The sequence below is a fragment of the Methylophaga sulfidovorans genome (genome assembly GCF_900114205.1).
In the GTDB taxonomy this organism is placed as follows: domain Bacteria; phylum Pseudomonadota; class Gammaproteobacteria; order Nitrosococcales; family Methylophagaceae; genus Methylophaga; species Methylophaga sulfidovorans.
Genome location: NZ_FOSH01000017.1, coordinates 1 through 18,558, shown reverse-complemented (window position 1 = coordinate 18,558; position 18,558 = coordinate 1). Strand labels below are relative to the sequence as shown.

The 18,558-nt window shown below is 41.8% G+C and carries 21 protein-coding genes; 17 read left to right on the top strand and 4 right to left on the bottom strand.

Annotation, left to right across the window (positions count from 1 at the left end; genetic code table 11):
• The 8 genes from BM232_RS12650 to mutM all read left to right on the top strand — a co-directional run bounded on the left by BM232_RS12650 (position 1) and on the right by mutM (position 6,529).
• Positions 1–498 carry a TlpA family protein disulfide reductase gene (locus BM232_RS12650; protein WP_091715324.1) on the top strand — a complete coding sequence of 166 codons (498 nt, stop codon included), beginning with the start codon at positions 1–3 and terminating at the stop codon, positions 496–498.
• Positions 499–623: 125 nt separating this feature from the next.
• Positions 624–860, top strand: coding sequence for a 50S ribosomal protein L28 (rpmB, locus tag BM232_RS12645; RefSeq protein WP_007146527.1), 237 nt, complete (start codon positions 624–626; stop codon positions 858–860).
• An 11-nt stretch (positions 861–871) separates the two neighbouring features.
• Positions 872–1,027 carry a 50S ribosomal protein L33 gene (gene rpmG, locus BM232_RS12640; protein WP_007146528.1) on the top strand — a complete coding sequence of 52 codons (156 nt, stop codon included), beginning with the start codon at positions 872–874 and terminating at the stop codon, positions 1,025–1,027.
• 745 nt (positions 1,028–1,772) lie between these two features.
• A complete protein-coding gene (locus BM232_RS12635) occupies positions 1,773–2,714 on the top strand; it encodes an ABC transporter ATP-binding protein (RefSeq protein ID WP_091715321.1) in 942 nt (313 codons plus the stop codon).
• Positions 2,707–3,450, top strand: a complete 744-nt coding sequence (locus tag BM232_RS12630; protein WP_177207332.1) for an ABC transporter permease — start codon at positions 2,707–2,709, stop codon at positions 3,448–3,450. The genes BM232_RS12635 and BM232_RS12630 overlap by 8 nt, the downstream gene beginning before the upstream one ends.
• Complete coding sequence (locus BM232_RS12625) at positions 3,450–4,823, top strand: GldG family protein (RefSeq protein WP_091715316.1); 1,374 nt, start codon at positions 3,450–3,452, stop codon at positions 4,821–4,823. Before BM232_RS12630 ends, BM232_RS12625 begins: the two co-directional genes overlap by 1 nt.
• Positions 4,820–5,704 (top strand): DUF4340 domain-containing protein, encoded by an 885-nt coding sequence (locus tag BM232_RS12620; RefSeq protein ID WP_091715313.1) that lies wholly within the window; start codon positions 4,820–4,822, stop codon positions 5,702–5,704. Before BM232_RS12625 ends, BM232_RS12620 begins: the two co-directional genes overlap by 4 nt.
• A 6-nt stretch (positions 5,705–5,710) precedes the next feature.
• Complete coding sequence (mutM, locus tag BM232_RS12615) at positions 5,711–6,529, top strand: bifunctional DNA-formamidopyrimidine glycosylase/DNA-(apurinic or apyrimidinic site) lyase (RefSeq protein WP_091715310.1); 819 nt, start codon at positions 5,711–5,713, stop codon at positions 6,527–6,529.
• Here mutM and BM232_RS12610 read toward each other — a convergent pair whose 3' ends face one another.
• A complete protein-coding gene (locus BM232_RS12610; RefSeq protein ID WP_091715308.1) occupies positions 6,530–6,826 on the bottom strand; it encodes a c-type cytochrome in 297 nt (98 codons plus the stop codon).
• Between the two features lie 72 nt (positions 6,827–6,898).
• On the opposite strand from BM232_RS12610, the gene rluD reads away from it, so the two are divergent.
• The 9 genes from rluD (at position 6,899) to BM232_RS12565 (ending at position 16,157) form a co-directional block, all read left to right on the top strand.
• Positions 6,899–7,861: a 23S rRNA pseudouridine(1911/1915/1917) synthase RluD gene (gene rluD / locus BM232_RS12605; protein ID WP_091715306.1), complete on the top strand. Its 963-nt coding sequence runs from the start codon at positions 6,899–6,901 to the stop codon at positions 7,859–7,861.
• Positions 7,862–7,988: 127 nt separating this feature from the next.
• Positions 7,989–9,542 carry a glucan biosynthesis protein G gene (locus tag BM232_RS12600; RefSeq protein WP_245752945.1) on the top strand — a complete coding sequence of 518 codons (1,554 nt, stop codon included), beginning with the start codon at positions 7,989–7,991 and terminating at the stop codon, positions 9,540–9,542.
• Complete coding sequence (gene mdoH / locus BM232_RS12595; protein ID WP_091715300.1) at positions 9,542–11,656, top strand: glucans biosynthesis glucosyltransferase MdoH; 2,115 nt, start codon at positions 9,542–9,544, stop codon at positions 11,654–11,656. The genes BM232_RS12600 and mdoH overlap by 1 nt, the downstream gene beginning before the upstream one ends.
• Before the next feature lie 26 nt (positions 11,657–11,682).
• On the top strand, positions 11,683–12,477 hold the full coding sequence (locus tag BM232_RS12590) for a metallophosphoesterase family protein (RefSeq protein WP_091715298.1): 795 nt from the start codon (positions 11,683–11,685) through the stop codon (positions 12,475–12,477).
• On the top strand, positions 12,467–13,375 hold the full coding sequence (locus BM232_RS12585; RefSeq protein WP_091715295.1) for a diacylglycerol/lipid kinase family protein: 909 nt from the start codon (positions 12,467–12,469) through the stop codon (positions 13,373–13,375). The genes BM232_RS12590 and BM232_RS12585 overlap by 11 nt, the downstream gene beginning before the upstream one ends.
• Positions 13,372–13,833 (top strand): DUF4112 domain-containing protein, encoded by a 462-nt coding sequence (locus BM232_RS12580; protein ID WP_091715292.1) that lies wholly within the window; start codon positions 13,372–13,374, stop codon positions 13,831–13,833. The genes BM232_RS12585 and BM232_RS12580 overlap by 4 nt, the downstream gene beginning before the upstream one ends.
• 31 nt (positions 13,834–13,864) lie before the next feature.
• Positions 13,865–14,023, top strand: a complete 159-nt coding sequence (locus BM232_RS12575) for a YqaE/Pmp3 family membrane protein (RefSeq protein WP_007146542.1) — start codon at positions 13,865–13,867, stop codon at positions 14,021–14,023.
• 154 nt (positions 14,024–14,177) lie between these two features.
• A complete protein-coding gene (locus BM232_RS12570; protein ID WP_091715289.1) occupies positions 14,178–14,744 on the top strand; it encodes a glycine cleavage system transcriptional repressor in 567 nt (188 codons plus the stop codon).
• Positions 14,745–14,783: 39 nt separating this feature from the next.
• Positions 14,784–16,157, top strand: coding sequence for a PFL family protein (locus BM232_RS12565; protein ID WP_091715288.1), 1,374 nt, complete (start codon positions 14,784–14,786; stop codon positions 16,155–16,157).
• Between the two features lie 26 nt (positions 16,158–16,183).
• Here the strand turns inward: BM232_RS12565 and BM232_RS12560 are convergent, their stop codons facing one another.
• The 3 genes from BM232_RS12560 to BM232_RS12550 form a co-directional block, all read right to left on the bottom strand.
• Positions 16,184–17,242 (bottom strand): acyltransferase family protein, encoded by a 1,059-nt coding sequence (locus tag BM232_RS12560; RefSeq protein WP_091715285.1) that lies wholly within the window; start codon positions 17,240–17,242, stop codon positions 16,184–16,186.
• Positions 17,243–17,344: 102 nt separating this feature from the next.
• A complete protein-coding gene (locus BM232_RS12555) occupies positions 17,345–18,235 on the bottom strand; it encodes an acyltransferase family protein (protein WP_091715282.1) in 891 nt (296 codons plus the stop codon).
• The coding region (locus tag BM232_RS12550) for an integrase core domain-containing protein (protein WP_143092295.1) at positions 18,232–18,558 on the bottom strand (327 nt) is incomplete at its 5' end. The genes BM232_RS12550 and BM232_RS12555, both read right to left, overlap by 4 nt.

Genomic DNA, 18,558 nt, shown 5'->3' with positions numbered 1-18,558 from the left:
ATGACACAGTTTATAAAACCCGCTATTGGCGTCATCGTTCTTGCGATAATTGCAGTACTTATTTTTAATGTCGTGCAGACAAAACAAGGACTACCAGAACAAACCTTTACTGACTTGGATGGCAAAACACATTCATTTGAGGATTTTAAAGGTAAACCAGTATTAGTTATTTTCTGGGCGACGGATTGTCCTGCCTGTGTGCAGGAGTTACCAGAACTCAAAGCCATTTATAAAGAATACGCACCTAAAGGCTTAGCTGTTGTCAGTATCGCTTTAGCACACGATAAACCTGAACACTTACTGGCAATGCGACTTGAAAAGCAAATCCCCTATCTGATTAGTTGGGATAAAACGGGTGAACTGGCAGACGCGTTTAATAATGTGCGGGTTACCCCTACTCACTTTTTATACTCCGCTGATGGTGATGTTGTTATGCGCAAAATTGGTAGTGTCTCAAAAGAGATGTTGAGCGAGAAACTCAGCAGTATGGGCCTCTAAAAGAATGTAGTATATATACACTACACTTCTATAGTCTTATATGGTATAAAGTACGGCTTTGTAAATGCAGGCAGGGACCAAAATCGGCGCCCTGTGGTAAAAGTGTATCAGGAGCAGGTTTCAAAATGGCCAGAGTATGTCAGGTAACGGGCAAGCGCCCAATGAGCGGTAACAATGTTTCACACGCTCATAACAAAACAAAACGTCGTTTCTTACCCAACCTTCACTCACACCGTTTTTGGGTTGAGTCTGAAAATCGCTGGGTTAAGCTGCGTGTCAGCAACCATGGTCTGCGCATCATCGATAAGAGAGGGATTGATTCCGTCCTTACTGACATCCGCGCCCGTGGCGAAAAAATTTAGGAGAGTAAGACATGCGCGATAAAATTAAATTAGTCTCATCTGCGGGTACTGGTCACTACTACACCACAGATAAAAACAAACGTACCATGCCTGAAAAATTAGAGATCAAAAAGTTTGATCCTGTTGTGCGCAAACACGTTATGTATAAAGAAGCTAAAATCAAATAATGTTGCTCACAACATTATTTTAGAAAAACCCGCTCATGCGGGTTTTTTTATATCCGAATTCTCACTATTATGATCACTCCTTTTTATAAGCTGTGATATACAATTTTTCTGCCGCCCCGAAATCATTAAAGATAAACCCATTCCTGATAATAAGCTTAAGTTTGTTGAGTTATTAGGTAAATTACAGAACGCTGATATTGAATTTAAAACGATAGAAGCTATCATTCGTCAGAATCCCGGTATTAGTTTGAAATTATTACGGTTACTTAACTGCTGCAATAGGGGTTCCAAGACATATAAACTCGCTGCGTGAAGGCCTTGTTACCTTAGGTTTAAAATCCATAAAAACCTGGACAAGCTTAATTGTGATGAGTGAAATGAGTCCCGGACCAACAGAACTAATTCATGTGACATTGGTCAGAGCAAAAATGGCTGAAAAGATAGCGCCTGAATTTACGCTGTAATCCTGATGCAGGATTTTATTGGGCCTGTTTTCAACTATTGATATGATGCTGACAAAACCTATGGACGAAATTGTTAAATCAATTCCGCTCAGTAATGAATCAAACCTTGCTCTGATTAGTCGTGGTGGTATAAAAGGCTAACTACTAAACAGCATCATTAATTACTGCGAAGGACATTGGAGTAAGATAGCTGAGAGCGGACCATCACTGGAAAAGATGAACAATGCTTATATTGAAGCCAACCACTGGGCCACAATTACTCTTGATACAATTTAGTTTTAATGACTGATTCCAAACTCCTACTCGAAGCAAAAGAGCTTTCCCGTTTCTTCGGCGACACGCTGGCGGTTAATAATGTCAGCTTTAATATCAAACAAGGTGAAGTACTGGGTTTTTTAGGCCCCAATGGCGCTGGAAAAAGTACCACTATGCGGATGCTGACCGGGAATCTTGCCCCTGATAATGGTCAGATAATTATCAATGGCATTGATTTACTGGATAACCCTAAACAGGCTAAAGCCTGCATCGGATATTTACCCGAAACCCCACCCTTATATAAAGAGCATACCGTCACTGAATTCCTGCAGTTCTGTGCCCGCCTGAATGGCATCGCAAAAAAGCAGCAAAAAACAGCTGTAAATAACGTGATTGAACGTTGTGGCTTGACCGACGTCAGCAAACGATTGATTGCCAATTTGTCTAAAGGCTTTCAGCAACGGGTTGGTATTGCTCAAGCGATTATTCATGCACCTGCAGTAGTGATATTGGATGAACCCACATCAGGACTTGATCCGATTCAGATCCGCGAGATACGTCAACTTATCCGTGATATTGCTAATGAACACAGCGTCATTCTGTCCACCCACATCCTGCCAGAAGTGCAAATGTTATGTGACCGGGTGCAAATCATTTCAAAAGGACAGTTATTGTTTAATGACAGCCTGCAAATGCTAACCGAGCAAATGCAATCAACCGCTATTCTGGTCGGCTTTTCACAACCAATCGATACACAAGCACTGAATGCAATTAATGGCGTTAATAATGTAGAAAAGATCGATGAACAGCATTTCAGACTGTCTTATCTACCTGAACAGAACCCAACCCAGGCCCTGTTAAAAAATGCGGTTGAAAATAACTGGCCATTAACGTCATTAATGCCAGAACAGCATTCTTTAGAAGATGTCTTTATGAAAATTATTCGTGAAGAAGATGCCCATGTTTAACATCGCTCGTAATGAATTACATCGCTTATTCTTATCACCACTGGCATGGGTAATATTGGCGTTAAGCCAGTTATTGCTGGCTTATCTGTTTTTAACACATATGGATTATTTCAATAGTATCCAGAGTCGAATTTCCGCCATTCCGGGTGCCCCCGGAGTGACAGAACTCATTGCTATGCCGCTGCTGAGTAATGCCGCTATTATTGCTTTGCTTATCAGCCCCTTATTAACAATGCGTACCTTTGCAGAAGAAAGGCGCAACGAGACATTGCCCCTGCTTTCATCTGCTCCTTTGAGCATGTTTGATATCGTCATCGGAAAATTCTTCGGGACTTTAGCCTTCTTCCTGTTAATGACATTACTCACAGTATTAATGATTAGTTCATTGGCCATTGGCACTACATTGGATTTTTATCAGCTAAGCTCCGGTGTACTCGGGCTTATTTTATTAGTGGCCAGCTTCAGTGCCGTCGGTATTTATATGTCCAGCCTCACCAGACAACCGACCATAGCGGCCATTAGTACCTTCGCGATTTTATTTTTGTTTTGGATCATTGATTGGGCAAGTCACAGTACTACTGAATTTTCCCTGTTTAGCTGGTTATCGCTACTAAAGCATTTTGAACCGATGATGCAGGGACAGATTAATACTCAAGATATCAGCTACTTTTTACTCATTATTTTTGCTTTTCTATTACTGACTGTCCGCCGCCTGGATAGAGAGCGTTTAGACTAATGAAAATCACCAAACGCGCACAACACCTTATTCGTTTTCAGCAAGTTATTTTCTATGCATTATTAATTGCTGCCGTTGTCTTATTGAGTCAATTGTCTATTTCAACTAATAAACAGTTTGACTGGACTCAAAATCATCGGCATACCTTGTCTGATACCAGTGTCAATATTCTCGATAATTTAAAAGACAACCTCACTATTCAGGTCTTTGTTAGCCCTGACTATGAGTATCGTTCAGCTATCGTTGAATTATTACAACGTTATCAACGACACAGCGATAAACTGAAAGTCCAGTTTGTTGACCCCAGCTTTTCACCAGATATAGTCAGACAATTTAATATCCAGCAGCAAGGTGAAATGGTGGTAAGCCGTGGCGAACAAAAACAGCATGTGTTTGATCTTTCCGAGCAATCACTGACTAATGCCATTGTTACTGTTTCCAGACAATCGCAACCCTGGCTAGTATTTATTGAAGGCCATGGTGAGAGAAGCCCTTATGACAAAAGTGATTTTGGTCTCGACACACTGGCGAAAAACTTAGAGAGTCAGGGTATTAAAATCCGTTCACAGAATCTGTTGGAAACACCCGATATTCCAGACAATACAGCAGCCTTAGTAATTGCTAGCCCAGAAAAAGACTGGCTACCAGGTGAAATCAATATCGTTCGCGAATATTTAGACAAAGGCGGCAACCTTTTGTGGTTAGCTGACCCGACTCAAACAAAATCATTAGCCCCTTTGGCTGAACAATTAGGCATTGAATTTATACCTGGCACAGTGCTTGACCCTAATTCCAGTATGCTGGGAGTTCAGGATCCCCGATTTGTTCTGATTACTGATTATGCTAATCATCCTGTCGGACAAGCAGTGAAAAACGTGACCTTATTGGCAGAAGCGACGGCCATACAAAAACGTGATGAGAACACAGAGAGTCCATGGCACTACATCAACTTGCTGAACAGTCAGCCTAATGCCTGGGTAGAATCAACACCTATCACGCAAGCAAATCTCAGCCAGCAAAAATATAATGAAGGCGCTGATGTGTCTGGTCCCGTTTCACTCGGCATGTTAATGGACCGTGACAAAGACAAAGATGATGGCCAGCAACAACGCATCGCAGTTATTGGTGATGCTGACTTTGTGGCTAATAGTTATATCGGTAACGCTGCCAATCTGGACTTAGGTATGGCAATTATCAATTGGTTAGTTGAAGATGATGGCCTTATCTCTATTCCGATAAAAACCAGTATCGGCACACAGCTGACCCTATCAAAAACACAATCTATTATTATTGGTTTTGGCTTTTTGTTTGCTGTGCCATTACTCCTTCTCACTATTGGTCTAACGCTGTGGTGGCGGAGAAAACGTCGATGAAAAGCAGCTATTTTACAAACTTCATTTTGTTGTTATTAGTCGTCGGCTTATTCTGGTTTTCTCAGCATAGTACTAACAAAGATACTGACAACAACTCAGTCCATTTATTAACCTCTTTAAACCCAGCTGATATCAACACGATCGATATCCAGCAACGTCAAAAAAATGATATCAAACTGATACGTAATAATACGCCCTGGCAACTGATGTCGCCTTACCCTGCTCCCGCTAGTCAGACACGCATTAATCTTATTCTGAGTCTGTTAAAAATGCCGGTACACGGTGAATTTCAGCCAATGGATACCGCATCACTTGCCCAGTTTGGTTTGGATAGACCTACTGTCATTGTCAGTATGAATAATGAGAGTTTTGCCTTCGGTGATGTAGAGTCGATTAGTAAACGTCGTTATGTCCTTTATCAGCATATGATTTACCTGATTGACGATGATGTCACTCCCTTATTAACAGCCAATGCCGATAGTTTTATTGATAACAGGCTGATTTCTGAACATAATACGATTGAGAAAATCAGTCTTCCTCACTCGCTGGATAATTCAGATATTCTGCAGATTGCTAATGTCGATGGACAATGGCATAGCGATGATAAAAAACTAACCGCTGATCAATTGAAAATACTGATCGATAGCTGGCAGTTTGCCTACGCTACTCAGGTCAGAAAACTCGCACAAGAGACATTAGCTGCATTGCCTGGTCCGCAAATAAAAGTGTGGCTCAAGGGCCAGCAACAGCCTGTTTCTCTTATCCTGCAAACTACAGCGAATAACTTCACACTGGTTAATCCAGATTTAGGTTTAGAATATATTTTCCCTATGGCAATGAGTACTCAATTGTTGCCTGATACAACTACTCAAACAAATTAAGCAACTATGCCTGAACTACCAGAAGTCGAAACCACCAGACGTGGTATTCAACCTTTTATTGAAAACCAGTCCATAAGCAAAATGGTGGTGCGTCACCGGGGATTGCGCTGGCCGATTCCTGAAGGTCTGGAAACCATTGTCAAAGATCAAACTGTGCATACCATAGAGCGCCGGGCAAAATACTTGCTCTTACACTGCGACACAGGCACCTTAATTATCCATCTGGGTATGTCCGGACGTTTACGTGTTCTCGATAATGATGACAACATCAATAAACATGATCATGTTGATATCTTTTTTAATAATGGTTATGTGCTGAGGTTTACCGATACCCGCCGTTTCGGTGCCATCTTATGGACAGAAGAGTCTTATGATCGTCATGTACTTATTACTCATCTAGGGCCAGAGCCATTATCAGATGCTTTTGATGCCAGCTATCTACACCAACGTGCCAAAGGCCGGACCAGCCCTATAAAAACATTTATTATGAATGGCGAAGTAGTTGTTGGCGTCGGTAATATTTACGCCAATGAAGCCCTCTTTATGGCGGGTATTCACCCGACAACTCCTGCCGGAAAGATCAGTAAAAAACGACTCGCTGAATTAGTCGATGCCATCAAAAATGTGTTAGAAAAAGCCTTGCTCGCCGGCGGAACAACCTTACGTGACTTCAGAAAAAGTGATGGCAATCCAGGTTATTTTGCACAAGAACTGCATGCTTATGGGCGGGAAGGACAAGCATGTTTACGCTGCCACACCCCGATAACTAGTATCAGACAGGCACAAAGAGCCACTTATTTCTGCAGCCAATGCCAGCCTCGTTGATTACTTTTGTTCTGAAAAATATTGGCCCAATAAGCGAATCTCTTTCTTAGTGTAGCCAGAGGCATGCTGCCTCATTACAGTCGCATCGCGCTGTCCGTCTTTGAAAGCCAGCATTTGCTGAATAAAGTAATCTTTATTTAAGCCTGCAAGACTCGGTGTACCACCTTGGCTATGACCGTTTGTACCATGACAAACAGCGCATGCAGATGCCAATAATGCAACATTACGGGGATCAGCCTGTGCGGTATGAATTGAAATCAACATGATCCCAGCCAATATAAAATAAGAAAAACGCATTTTTGTCTCCATATTTCAACGCCAGTTATAAGCCTACGTTATAATGTCTCTTTAATCATCAGCTAAGTTTCCATGTCAGAAAAAATTCAATTAGAAGATATCATTCCAGACGAATTAATCGGTATGCGTATTGATCAGGCGCTTGCCAAAATGTTTCCGGAATATTCACGCGGACAACTGACAAAGTGGCTGAAAGCAGGTGACGTTCTGGTCAATGGACAAATACTCAAACCTAAAGAAAGTATTCAGGGTGGCGAGAAAGTCACTATCGGTACTGAACTACAAGTGCAGGATGAAAGCTGGCAGGCAGAAACCATCGCTTTAGATATCATTTATGAAGACGATGATGTCATCATTATCAACAAACCTGCCGGCATGGTCGTACATCCCGGGGCGGGAAATCATCAGGGCACACTGGTCAATGCTTTACTGGCCCATACACCTCAATTAGCTAATATTCCTCGCGCTGGCATTGTGCATCGTATCGATAAAGGCACAACCGGCTTATTGATGATCGCCAAAACATTAACGGCTCATAACTCGCTGGTGTCTCAACTACAAGCACGTTCAGTCAAACGTGAATATCAGGCTGTCGCCTGTGGCGTGTTCACAGCAGGCGGAACTGTTGATGAAGCTATTGGTCGTCATAGTATTGATCGAAAAAGAATGGCTGTGAGTGCAACAGGAAAACCATCTGTGACACACTATCGTGTAGAACAACGTTATCGTGCGCATACTTTAATTAAGTGCAAGCTTGAAACAGGTCGTACTCATCAGATCCGTGTACATATGGCACATATCAGACATCCTCTTTTAGGGGATCCTGTCTACGGAGGCCGGTTTAAACAAGCAAAAGGCATGACTGATAACTGCCGTGAAGTTATTCAGAATTTCCGCAGACAAGCACTGCATGCCGGTTTACTTGGCTTTATTCACCCAACGACTGGGGAAGAAGTGTCATGGCAAATTGATTTACCTGATGATATGCAACAGTTAGTTGATGCCCTGGCAGCAGATGCAGAAATAATTGACTGACTTTAACCTATGACATTGCATTGAATTCTATGTCGTGGAGAATACTCCACAGTCATAAGTAAATTCACACATCAGTTGATGCGCCACTAGTATTCAGGTTATCTCATCAAGGAGACAAGACAGCGTGATGACTGTTAATCATCCATATCCGTCTATATCTGTGTTTATCAAAGCAGGCCTTTGTACTTTTCTACTTTTTGTTGCTATGCCCAGTATGGCATCGCCACAAGATGTAAAAGAGACAAATTTCAGTCATCAAACAGTCCTTGATCTAGCCAAGAAATTAGCGAAAAAGCCCTATAAGCTTCCCAAGCAAGCACCCATTTCACTTACCCGACTGGATGCCAAGACCTATCAGAAAATCCACTTCCAGCAACATGCTGCTATCTGGGGTAACTCACCCTCGCCCTTTTCTATTCAGCTATTTGCACCCGGTTTTTTATATAAGAATCTGGTAAATATTGATATTGTGGAAAGCGGAAAAAGTGTACCGATTAATGTCACAGAATCTTCGTTCAAAGTCCCTAATCCGGAAATAGCAAAAGCCCTTGCACAAGTTGGCAAATATGCCGGATTCCGTCTTCACTACCCTCTAAATAATACTCAGGATAAAAATGAATTCATTATTTTTCAGGGAGCCAGCTACTTTAGAGCTGTATCGAAAGGTCAGAGATATGGCATTTCTGCCAGAGGTCTGGCTATTGATGTGGCAGAGCCAAAAGGTGAAGAGCATCCGATGTTCACCCACTTCTGGATTGAGCGGCCAGGCAGAGAGCAAAAAGCAATTGTAGTTCATGCCTTGCTTGACAGTAAAAGTGTCACCGGTGCATACCGGTTTGGGATTTACCCTGACGATCCTACTCATATGGATGTCAAAGTCACTTTATTTCCACGCGTTGATATCCCACACATCGGTTTAGCCCCACTGACTTCCATGTTTTTACATGGTGGAATGGTGCCTGCAAAATCACCTGATTACCGGCCAGAAGTACATAATTCACAAGCACTGGCTATTACTACGGGAAATAATGAACACTTGTGGCGACCACTTAATAATCCTAACTCACTGCAAATAAGTGGGTTTATGGATCAACACACGAAAGGCTTTGGTCTCATTCAGCGTGATCGCCAATTTGTGAATTATCAGGATCTGCACGCGCATTATGAACTTCGTCCTTCTTTGTGGGTAGAGCCCATTGAAGATTGGGGTAAAGGCCAGGTTCAACTATTTGAAATTCCTTCCAATGCTGATAGCAATGACAATATCGTGGTTTACTGGCGTCCCGAAGGTGGTTTAAAGAAAGGTCAGACTTTCAATTACAACTATCGTCTTATCTGGTTGAATGATATCAACCCCATGTCAGGCAAAACAAAAATTGTACGTAGCGCTAAAGGAAAACCAGCAGACGATGGCAACAGAGTCATGATTATCGACTTTAGTAACATTAATGATGAACAGTTGAAAACCCTTAGTGTTAATGCGTCCAGCAATCATGGCAAGATCGTGAAAACAAAACTGATTGCTAATCCCAATATCAATGGTGCACGAGTATTTTTAACCTTCAATCCCGAAGATGCAGACATTGCTGAGTTGCGTTTGCAGTTAATGAACAAAGATACCCCTATCAGTGAAACATGGCTTTACCGTTGGATTAAGCCAAGTCTATTTACAGGCGAATAATGAAAGCACACAAAGTTTTGCCCGAACACGCGCCATTGGATATGCCACGTCATCGTGTTAATGAACGTGGTCATGCATTACGTCAGCACACACACTCCTTTTTTTATTCATTAAGCACGACTCTATCTCGCTTATTTATTTTACTGGTAACAGTCGGCTTATCCGGCTATGGCATTAGAGAAATGCACGGTGTGCTCAGCACTAATAGCATTACCTCATTGCAGTGGGTGTTTTTATTTTTATTCAGTCTGAATTTTATCTGGATATCATTTGCCTTCTCACAGGCTTTCTTAGGTTTTTTAATTAACCTTAAACCAAGACTTATCAAAAAAGCCGAGACCAACCCAACATTTAAAACAGCCATATTATTTCCTGTTTACAAAGAAGAGCCCGGCCGGATTGTGGCAGCCATAAAAGCGATGCGTGAGGATTTATTAAAACTGGCGCCAGGCAAATATGCCTTTTTTATTTTAAGTGATACCAATCAGGCAGGTGCATGGCTCGCAGAAGAAAAAGCGTTTATTGAATTATTTGAATCTCAGCATGAGGACTGCCCTGTTTATTATCGTCGCCGTGCCAATAATCAGGAACGTAAAGCAGGTAATATCGCACATTGGGTTACTAACTGGGGCGGCGCTTATGACGCCATGATCGTGCTTGATGCTGACAGTCTGATGAGTGCACAAAGCATGTTGACATTATCCCGCAGACTGGCAGCAGCCCCCGGTGTTGGCCTAATCCAGACATTACCCACCCTGATTAGTGCCAGCAGCCTGTATGGTAAGTTACAACAATTTGCCAATCATTGCTTTGGCCCTATTTATGCTGAAGGTCTGGCTGCCTGGCATGGTCTGTCTTCTAACTTCTGGGGACATAATGCGATTATCCGTACCCGGGCTTTTGCTGAATCGTGTTCATTACCGATATTGCCGGGTAAAGCTCCTTTTGGTGGTCATATCCTCAGTCATGACTTTATTGAAGCCGCTTTATTACGTCGTGCCGGCTGGGGAGTCAGATTCGACACCGATATTCAGCACTCTTATGAAGAAGCACCGCCTTCATTAACCGATGTAATTGTGCGTGACCGTCGCTGGTGTCAGGGTAACTTGCAACACGGTCGTATTTTGCTCGCTCATGATTTAGCTTTCCCAACCAGACTGCATATTTTTTCTGGCATGATGTCATACCTAAGTGCCGTGCTCTGGTTATCATTAATCATGGTCGGTTTGGCCATTGCTATTCAGGCTCAGTTCGTTCGCCCCGAATATTTTGCTAATCCATCACTCTTCCCTCTCTGGCCAGTATTTGATGCTGAGCGGGCACTCGATTTATTTGTAGTCTCTATGGCGATTGTTCTGGCACCGAAATTCTTTGGCTGGTTTGCCGCTTTAGTAAACTGGCGGCGTTGCAAACAATTTGGTGGACCAATTCTGCTGACGTTTAGCACGCTGCTCGAAACCCTCATGTCAGCACTTTATGCACCCATTTTGATGGTTGCTCAGTTTGGCGTGGTCTGTCATATCCTTATGGGTAGAGATAGTGGCTGGAACCCTCAATCGCGTGATGATGGCGCCCTGAGTTTAGGACAAGTGACCCGTGCACATCGTGGGCATACTCTGTTTGGTTTTATTCTGGCAGGTATTTCTTATAGCTTAAGCATCGAAATGTTTTATTGGTTATTACCTATATCCGGCGGACTTATGTTGTCTATTCCTCTCTCATGGTTAAGTGGAGGAGCCAAGCGGGCAAGACCTTTTACGATTTTTGGTATGCTGCGGGCACCAGAAGAAAAACGCCCAAGCGCCATCGTAAAAAGTCTACTTGAACAGATCAAAAAGACGCCTCCTCAAGAACCTGTTCATTCGCCACTTATTTCTCTGGATCAACATGCCGGACTCTGTAAATGGCATCTGGCTCAATTACCGTTAATCGATGCTCCGAAGACCGATGAATTCCACGCCCCGACAGTGACGGCTGAGTGGAAAATCAGACATGCATCCTCTTTACAACAACTGGAAAAGACACTGGAACCCGTTGAATTGATCGCCTTGCTATCTCAAGAATCAGCGGTTAAACAACTCAAAACGCATGGATTGGTCAAACATCATGATTAAACCAACAAACTAGTGCTTAGCCTCCTATGACAACACTTTTACATATATCCGACTTACACTTTGGACGTATTCTGACTGATGTCTTAGAAGGCTTAGGACGTAGTATTCGCACTTTAACGCCTGAAATGATTATTATCAGTGGTGATCTGACCCAACGTGCAACATCAAAAGAATATCAGCAAGCAGCCGACTTTCTTAACTCTCTCAAGACACCTTATTTTATTGTTCCTGGTAATCACGACCTGAGCACATTCCGGATTGTGGAACGTTTTTTTTGGCCATGGCGTAATTGGAAAAAATGGATTCAGTCTGACTTAGAGTCTCAGTTTTCTGCTGAGAATTACCAGCTTATTGGCATTAACACCGCCAGAAAAGCCGGTTTTTATATGGATTGGTCCAGAGGGCGAATCAGCCCTTCCCAAATACAGCACGTAACGCAGCAGATAAGTCATGCACCTCAAGATCAACTGCAACTGCTTGTCGCCCACCACCCCTTCTGGTTACCACCACAATATGAAGCACGGCATCTAATTGGTGGTCGCGATCACGCATTGGCTTCGTTTAAAGGCAGTGGTCTTGATGTCATACTCAGTGGCCATGTGCATCTCGATTATTGTCATGTGATGAATGGCATGATTATCTCTCATGCTGGCACCACAACATCGGACAGACTTCTACCAGACACCCCAAATAGTTTTAACCTTATTCAAGGTGACAAACACAGTTTAACTATTGCCCGTCACCATTGGCACCAAGGTGAATTTCAGCTATCACAATCACAGGCTTTTCATCGCAAGAACGGGCAATGGTATGAAACATAATCAGGGCGAAACCCCTGCCCTCAAAATACCCGTTTTTGTGAATAAACATGCTGGCAGTGCCGAGGCTGTTATAAATAGCTTAGCAGGACGAGACGATATTACTGTCCACACGCTATTAGCCTCTGATATGCAAGTGGCTATTCAGACCGCTATTGATGATGGACATAAACGCGTTATCGTATCTGGTGGTGATGGTACGCTGGCTTTAGCCGCTGGAATACTCACGGACACTGAGACAGAAATGGCGATTATTCCGGGTGGCACGCTCAACCATTTTGCCCAGCGTTTGCTCATCCCGACCGATATCTCATCAGCAATCGAACTTGCTATGCACGGTAAGGTAGCCAGCACCCATGTTGCTTATGTTAATAATCAGATATTTCTTAACACAAGCTCCGTTGGTGCCTATGTGACTTTTGTTCGTACCCGTGAATATCTCGAACGAAAGATGCAATATATGACGGCCAGCATATTGGCGGGTATCAGAAGGCTCTATCATTTTCGTCATACTCACATTATTCTGAATGAACAAAAAATCAAAACACCGCTAGTATTTGTTGGTGTTGGTGAGCGCGATCTTCAAATCCCATCAGTAGGCCAGGTTAAACCCGATGGTCGTGAAGGTCTGCACCTTATCGTTATTCGTTGCCACAGTAGCTGGTCAGTCATCAAACTCGTTTTTAGTGCCATGTTGATGGGAATTGATCCCTTAACTAAAGCCAAGCTTGTCGATAATGCCATTATTGATGAAGTGGAAGTGACTCTGCGCTCACGTAAGAAATCGCTGACTGTGGCTGTAGATGGAGAATTAATCAAACTCAGACCACCATTACAATACCGTTTCAAACGCGATAGTCTGAATGTGGTTGTTCCAGAGGCTAAAGGTGGAGATAAATGAATAATCGAAAACGCTTTATACACCGACTCAGCTGGTTTTTAGATGAATCTATTACCTTACCGGGTGGCTATAAAATCGGTGCTGATGGCTTTATCGGCCTTATTCCTGGCTTTGGTGATTTTATTGGTGGCCTGCTTTCCAGTGTCATTATTTATCAGGCTCATCAGATAGGAGCCCCAAAAACAATTTTGTTAAAAATGGCTATCAATATGTTAATTGATACCACCTTGGGTGCTATTCCAGTCATCGGTGATGTTTTTGATTTTGTCTGGAAAGCGAACCGGAGAAATGTCGCTCTACTTAGCGAGTATGAGCAACAACCCCGGCAGGTGTATCGTAAAACATTGCTGGAAAATATCGCTATTATTCTCATATTAGTCACAATGATTGGCCTTGCGGTAGCCTTTGTCGGTTGGATTATCAGCTTAATCTGGACGGCATTGTTTCAATCATACTGAGAAAAACAACTATCAATAAAAGGGAGTTATTATGGACTTAATACGAATTCTGATTGCTATTTTGTTGCCACCACTTGGGGTATTCCTACAAGTCGGCTTTGGTGGTGCTTTCTGGCTGAATATCCTGCTGACTATTCTTGGTTATATTCCAGGTATTGTTCATGCAGTATGGATTATTGCCAAGCGTTAATAAGGAGTATGATGCCGTTTGATGTCACGGCATCACGTCAAAATCGAAGTGTTTTGATGCCGGGACTTATCCCGGCATTTTTGTATTTGTTTATGATCAATAATATTGCGATCATATAACACGCTCGATCCTGCAAACATCTCTAAGGTGAAAAATGAATAAAGTATTAATTTCTGTTCTGGGAAGTGATCAGCCTGGAATTATGGCCGTTATTGCAGATGTGATTAATCAGCGCAATGGCAATATTGAAAACCTGAGTCAGACCCTTCTCAATTCAGTATTCGGCGCCCTGCTGCTTGTTGATGTTCCCCATGATGAAAAAGCGGAAGAACTTCAGACAGCATTAGAAAATGCATGCAATAACATGGGACTGTTTATTCGTGTACATCCATGGAATGAAGAAGCTTCCGACTGGTATCAAAATAAACCAGAGGTTCAACCCTATATTGTGACGGTCATTGGGCCAGATCGTCAGGGCATTGTGGCTGAAGTGGCTGGACAACTCTATAAACACGGTGTGAATATCACCAATATGCAAGCCATTTTCAAGGGGGGTAAAAACCCTATGGATAATTTGATGGTATTTGAAATTGATGTACCTAAAGCCACGATCATGAATGATTTACGTGATGCGTTTGTAGAAATCTCACAACGACTGGATCTGGAAGTCAGTGTGCAACATCGTAAAATTTTTGATTCCGTAAGCAATATACTTAATTAATCGCCGTTATATTCTTACCCGTTCAAATCAGGACATAAAATGATTAATCCCAAAGACATTATTTCTACCTTACAAATGGTACGTGAAGAGAATCTGGATTTACGTACTGTGACCGTAGGGATCAGTCTGGCTGATTGTGTCAGTGATGACATTAATACCTTTAAACGTAAAATCTACGACAAAATCACCCGTATTGCAGGCAATCTTGTCAGTACTTGTCATCGTATTGAAAGACGCTACGGTATCGAAGTCGCTAATAAACGGATCTCTATCAGCCCTATCGGTGTGGTTGCTGCCCCTTTCAATTCTGATCAAATGGTGGAAATTGCACTTACTCTTGATAAAGCTGCCGCTGAGTTGGGTATCGACTTTATTGGTGGATTCACTGCTCTGGTGGAAAAAGGCATGACTCATGGTGACAGAGCTCTCATAAATGCCATTCCTCAAGCCTTAACCGAAAGCCAACGCGTCTGCTCCTCAGTCAATGTCGCCAGCACCCGTGCCGGTATCAATATGGATGCCATCAAAGATATGGGCGTCACCATCAAACAAGCCGCTGAGATGACAGCAAAAGATGATGGCCTGGCAGCAGCAAAACTGGTTGTGTTTGCTAATATTCCGCAAGACGTCCCTTTTATGGCTGGTGCATATCTTGGCATAGGTGAAGCCGATGCTGTTGTGAGTGTGGGTGTCAGTGGTCCTGGCGTGGTCAAAGCGGCCCTGGAGCGTGCACTCAAAGAAGAAGATGGTATGGACTTAAGCCGTGCAGCCGATGTCATCAAACAAACCGCAGCACGCCTCACACGGGCTGGCGAATTAGTTGGCCGCGAAGTCGCTCAGTTATTAGGTTTACCGTTTGGTATTGTCGATTTGTCTCTGGCACCGACACCAAATAAAAACGATAGCGTCGGTGAGATTTTTGAGGCTATTGGTTTACCGGCGATAGGCGCACCAGGCAGTACTGCCTTTTTATCTATGCTGAATGATGCCGTTAAAAAAGGCGGCGCCTTTGCCAGCTCACATGTCGGTGGGCTGAGTGGTGCCTTTATTCCGGTTTGTGAAGATTTAACTATTGCTGATTCAGCAGTGAATGGCACTTTATCATTAGAAAAACTGGAAGCCATGACAGCCGTATGTTCTGTAGGACTTGATATGGTGGCAATACCTGGCGACACCTCTGCAGAAATGATTTCAGCCATTATTGCAGATGAAATGGCTATTGGTGTTATCAACAAAAAAACCACTGCAGCACGCCTTATACCTGCACCAGGTAAAAAAGCAGGTGATCATGTTGTTTATGGTGGTTTATTAGGTGAAGGTCCAGTCATGGCCGTCAATATGGGAAGCCATGAAAACCGTTTTGTCCGCCTCGGCGGCCGTATACCATCACCAATACAAAGTCTGGTTAACTAAATGTGAATTATGAAAAAGAACTCATATCATTGAGTTCTTTTTTCAAGGCTTTTGCCAAAATGTATACCTTTTAATTCAATAAACCTATATACAAAAAAGGCAATAATCGCTACACCAACAAATAATCCTGTTGTGGATATCATCCATTCGCTATTGTCGAGTTTGCCGTTACTTAAAGCCACGGCAAAAAATGGCAACATAAAAATCAGATGAAAAATATAAATGGAATAAGATATATCAGCGAGAAACTTTGAAGAGTTATGTCTGAAAATAGCTGCAATTGTCTTAATTAGCCTATTGTTTTCATTATGCGGTACACATACCCACCACCAAGAAAATAAGAACAATATTGAAATATGTAATGTTCGGTTGAGTTTATAAGCAATCAACGCGGTGATCAAAACTAAGAATATAGAGTAGATACGTGAGTAATTTTTTCCCTCTAATAATAAATGCGCGAGAATCATACCTGCAGCAAAATTATGAAACTTTATTGGTAAAAAACTTGGCATTGGATAATGAATATCAAAGTGATATGAAATTCTCAGAATGGCCTGCATTACTAAGATAGAAAGGATAATAAAAATAAGAAAGTGCTTACGCAAAAAAATAAATAAGACTGGAAAAATCAAATAAAACTGCATTTCCAAACCTAAACTCCAGTCTGGTAATGGCGTACTAAAAGCATACTCTGGTAGTAACCCGAAAACGAATGAAAGATGAAAAAATAAGTTTTTTATAGGCTGTTCTATATAATATCTTTCCATACTAGTCATTGTATGAGGCAGAATCTGTGCAATTCCTTCCCTAGCTTCTCCAAGATAACCAGCAACAAATAATGTAACTATTAATGCAACATAATATGCAGGGGCTATCCTAAAATATCTTCTTATATAGAAGTTTTTAACACCATTGAAAGTCGTCATTCCCTCGTAGCTCTTACTAATAGATGCTTGGAAATAAATTAAGAAGCCCGACGCTAACATAAATGCATTAACAGCCTCTTGTCCAATACGGCCACTTAAAAAAACGGGCCCGCCCCCAAAATAGCTGCATGATGATAAAACACAAAAAGAGCCGCCCATCCCCTCAAAAAATCAAACAAAGTTATTTCATGTTTTATAATCGATTCCATTAAATTGCTACCAAGTTTGAACAATGATTTGAAGTCATAATTTCTTATACAATTAACCCGTTAATATCATTTTTATATTCTTGATTGTTGTTTTATTTCTCACTTTTGGAATAAGTACGTTACTTACTATCCATACTTGTAGAAAAGCTATACAAGTTGCACCTATATACACACATCCATACTTTGCCACAAAATTTGTATCTAAATATTTAATGAAAGGTATATGCCATAAATATATCCATATCGAGTTTTGAGAAATAAAAAGCATAATATTTTCAAATCGTAGATAGCTAATTACATTTAATATTCTCTCAGCGAAAAGCCATAATAGGGCCGAAACAAAAATTGCATAAGAAAGGTAATAAACTGAAGGTGGATATTTCATTGCCTGTGTTAAGACAACATGTCCTTCTTTTAGATATAAAATAATTCCATAAGTAACCAATATAAATAAGGCACTTAAAATCGTAACTACAAGTGCCCGATTACTCATCACCAGCATTCTTAGCCCTAGTAAGTACACTAAACCATAAGGTATTGCGTAATGCGTCACCAACGCAATATATTTGAGAAAACCATGATTGATATAACCATAAGATATGTATCGAAGAACTTCCCAAGAAAAAACAGCGACTAGAACAAACAGGTAGAATAAACGTATTGAATCTATGTTTTTATTAATTTTGTATATAAAAGGCGCGATCAAAGCAACGATCAGAAAAACACGAATAATCCAAACATAGCCTATGCCTCCTAATAGTGTAAATGAATCAAAAATTGTTCTTATATTAACTTGGGTATCAGAATTATTAACAAAATAAACACTAAGGAAATATCCAGTTAAAAATAACCAGACTGGTAAAACTAACCTTTTAAACCTTTTCCATAAATAAGAAGTATATGTTCCAGTTTCTCTATAACTTAGCCCGTATGTAGTGGTCAACTAATTCCGGACACGGGTTTAGACAGAACTTCCGCCTTTGCAGGTGGACATCCATCGTTAAATTGATGCGGCCGTTGCCAGTTATAATAATTCATCAGGTAATAGCTCACATCACGCATTGCCTCACTTATGTTTCGATACCCCAGTCTCGGCAGCCATTCAGCCTTAAAGCTCCGAAACAAACGCTCCATGGGCGCATTATCCCAGCAGTTACCACGTCGGCTCATGCTCTGAGTCATGCGATAGCGCCATAACCGTTGCCGATATTTTCGAGAGCTGTATTGGCTACCCTGGTCGCTGTGGAATAACACATTCTGAGGTTT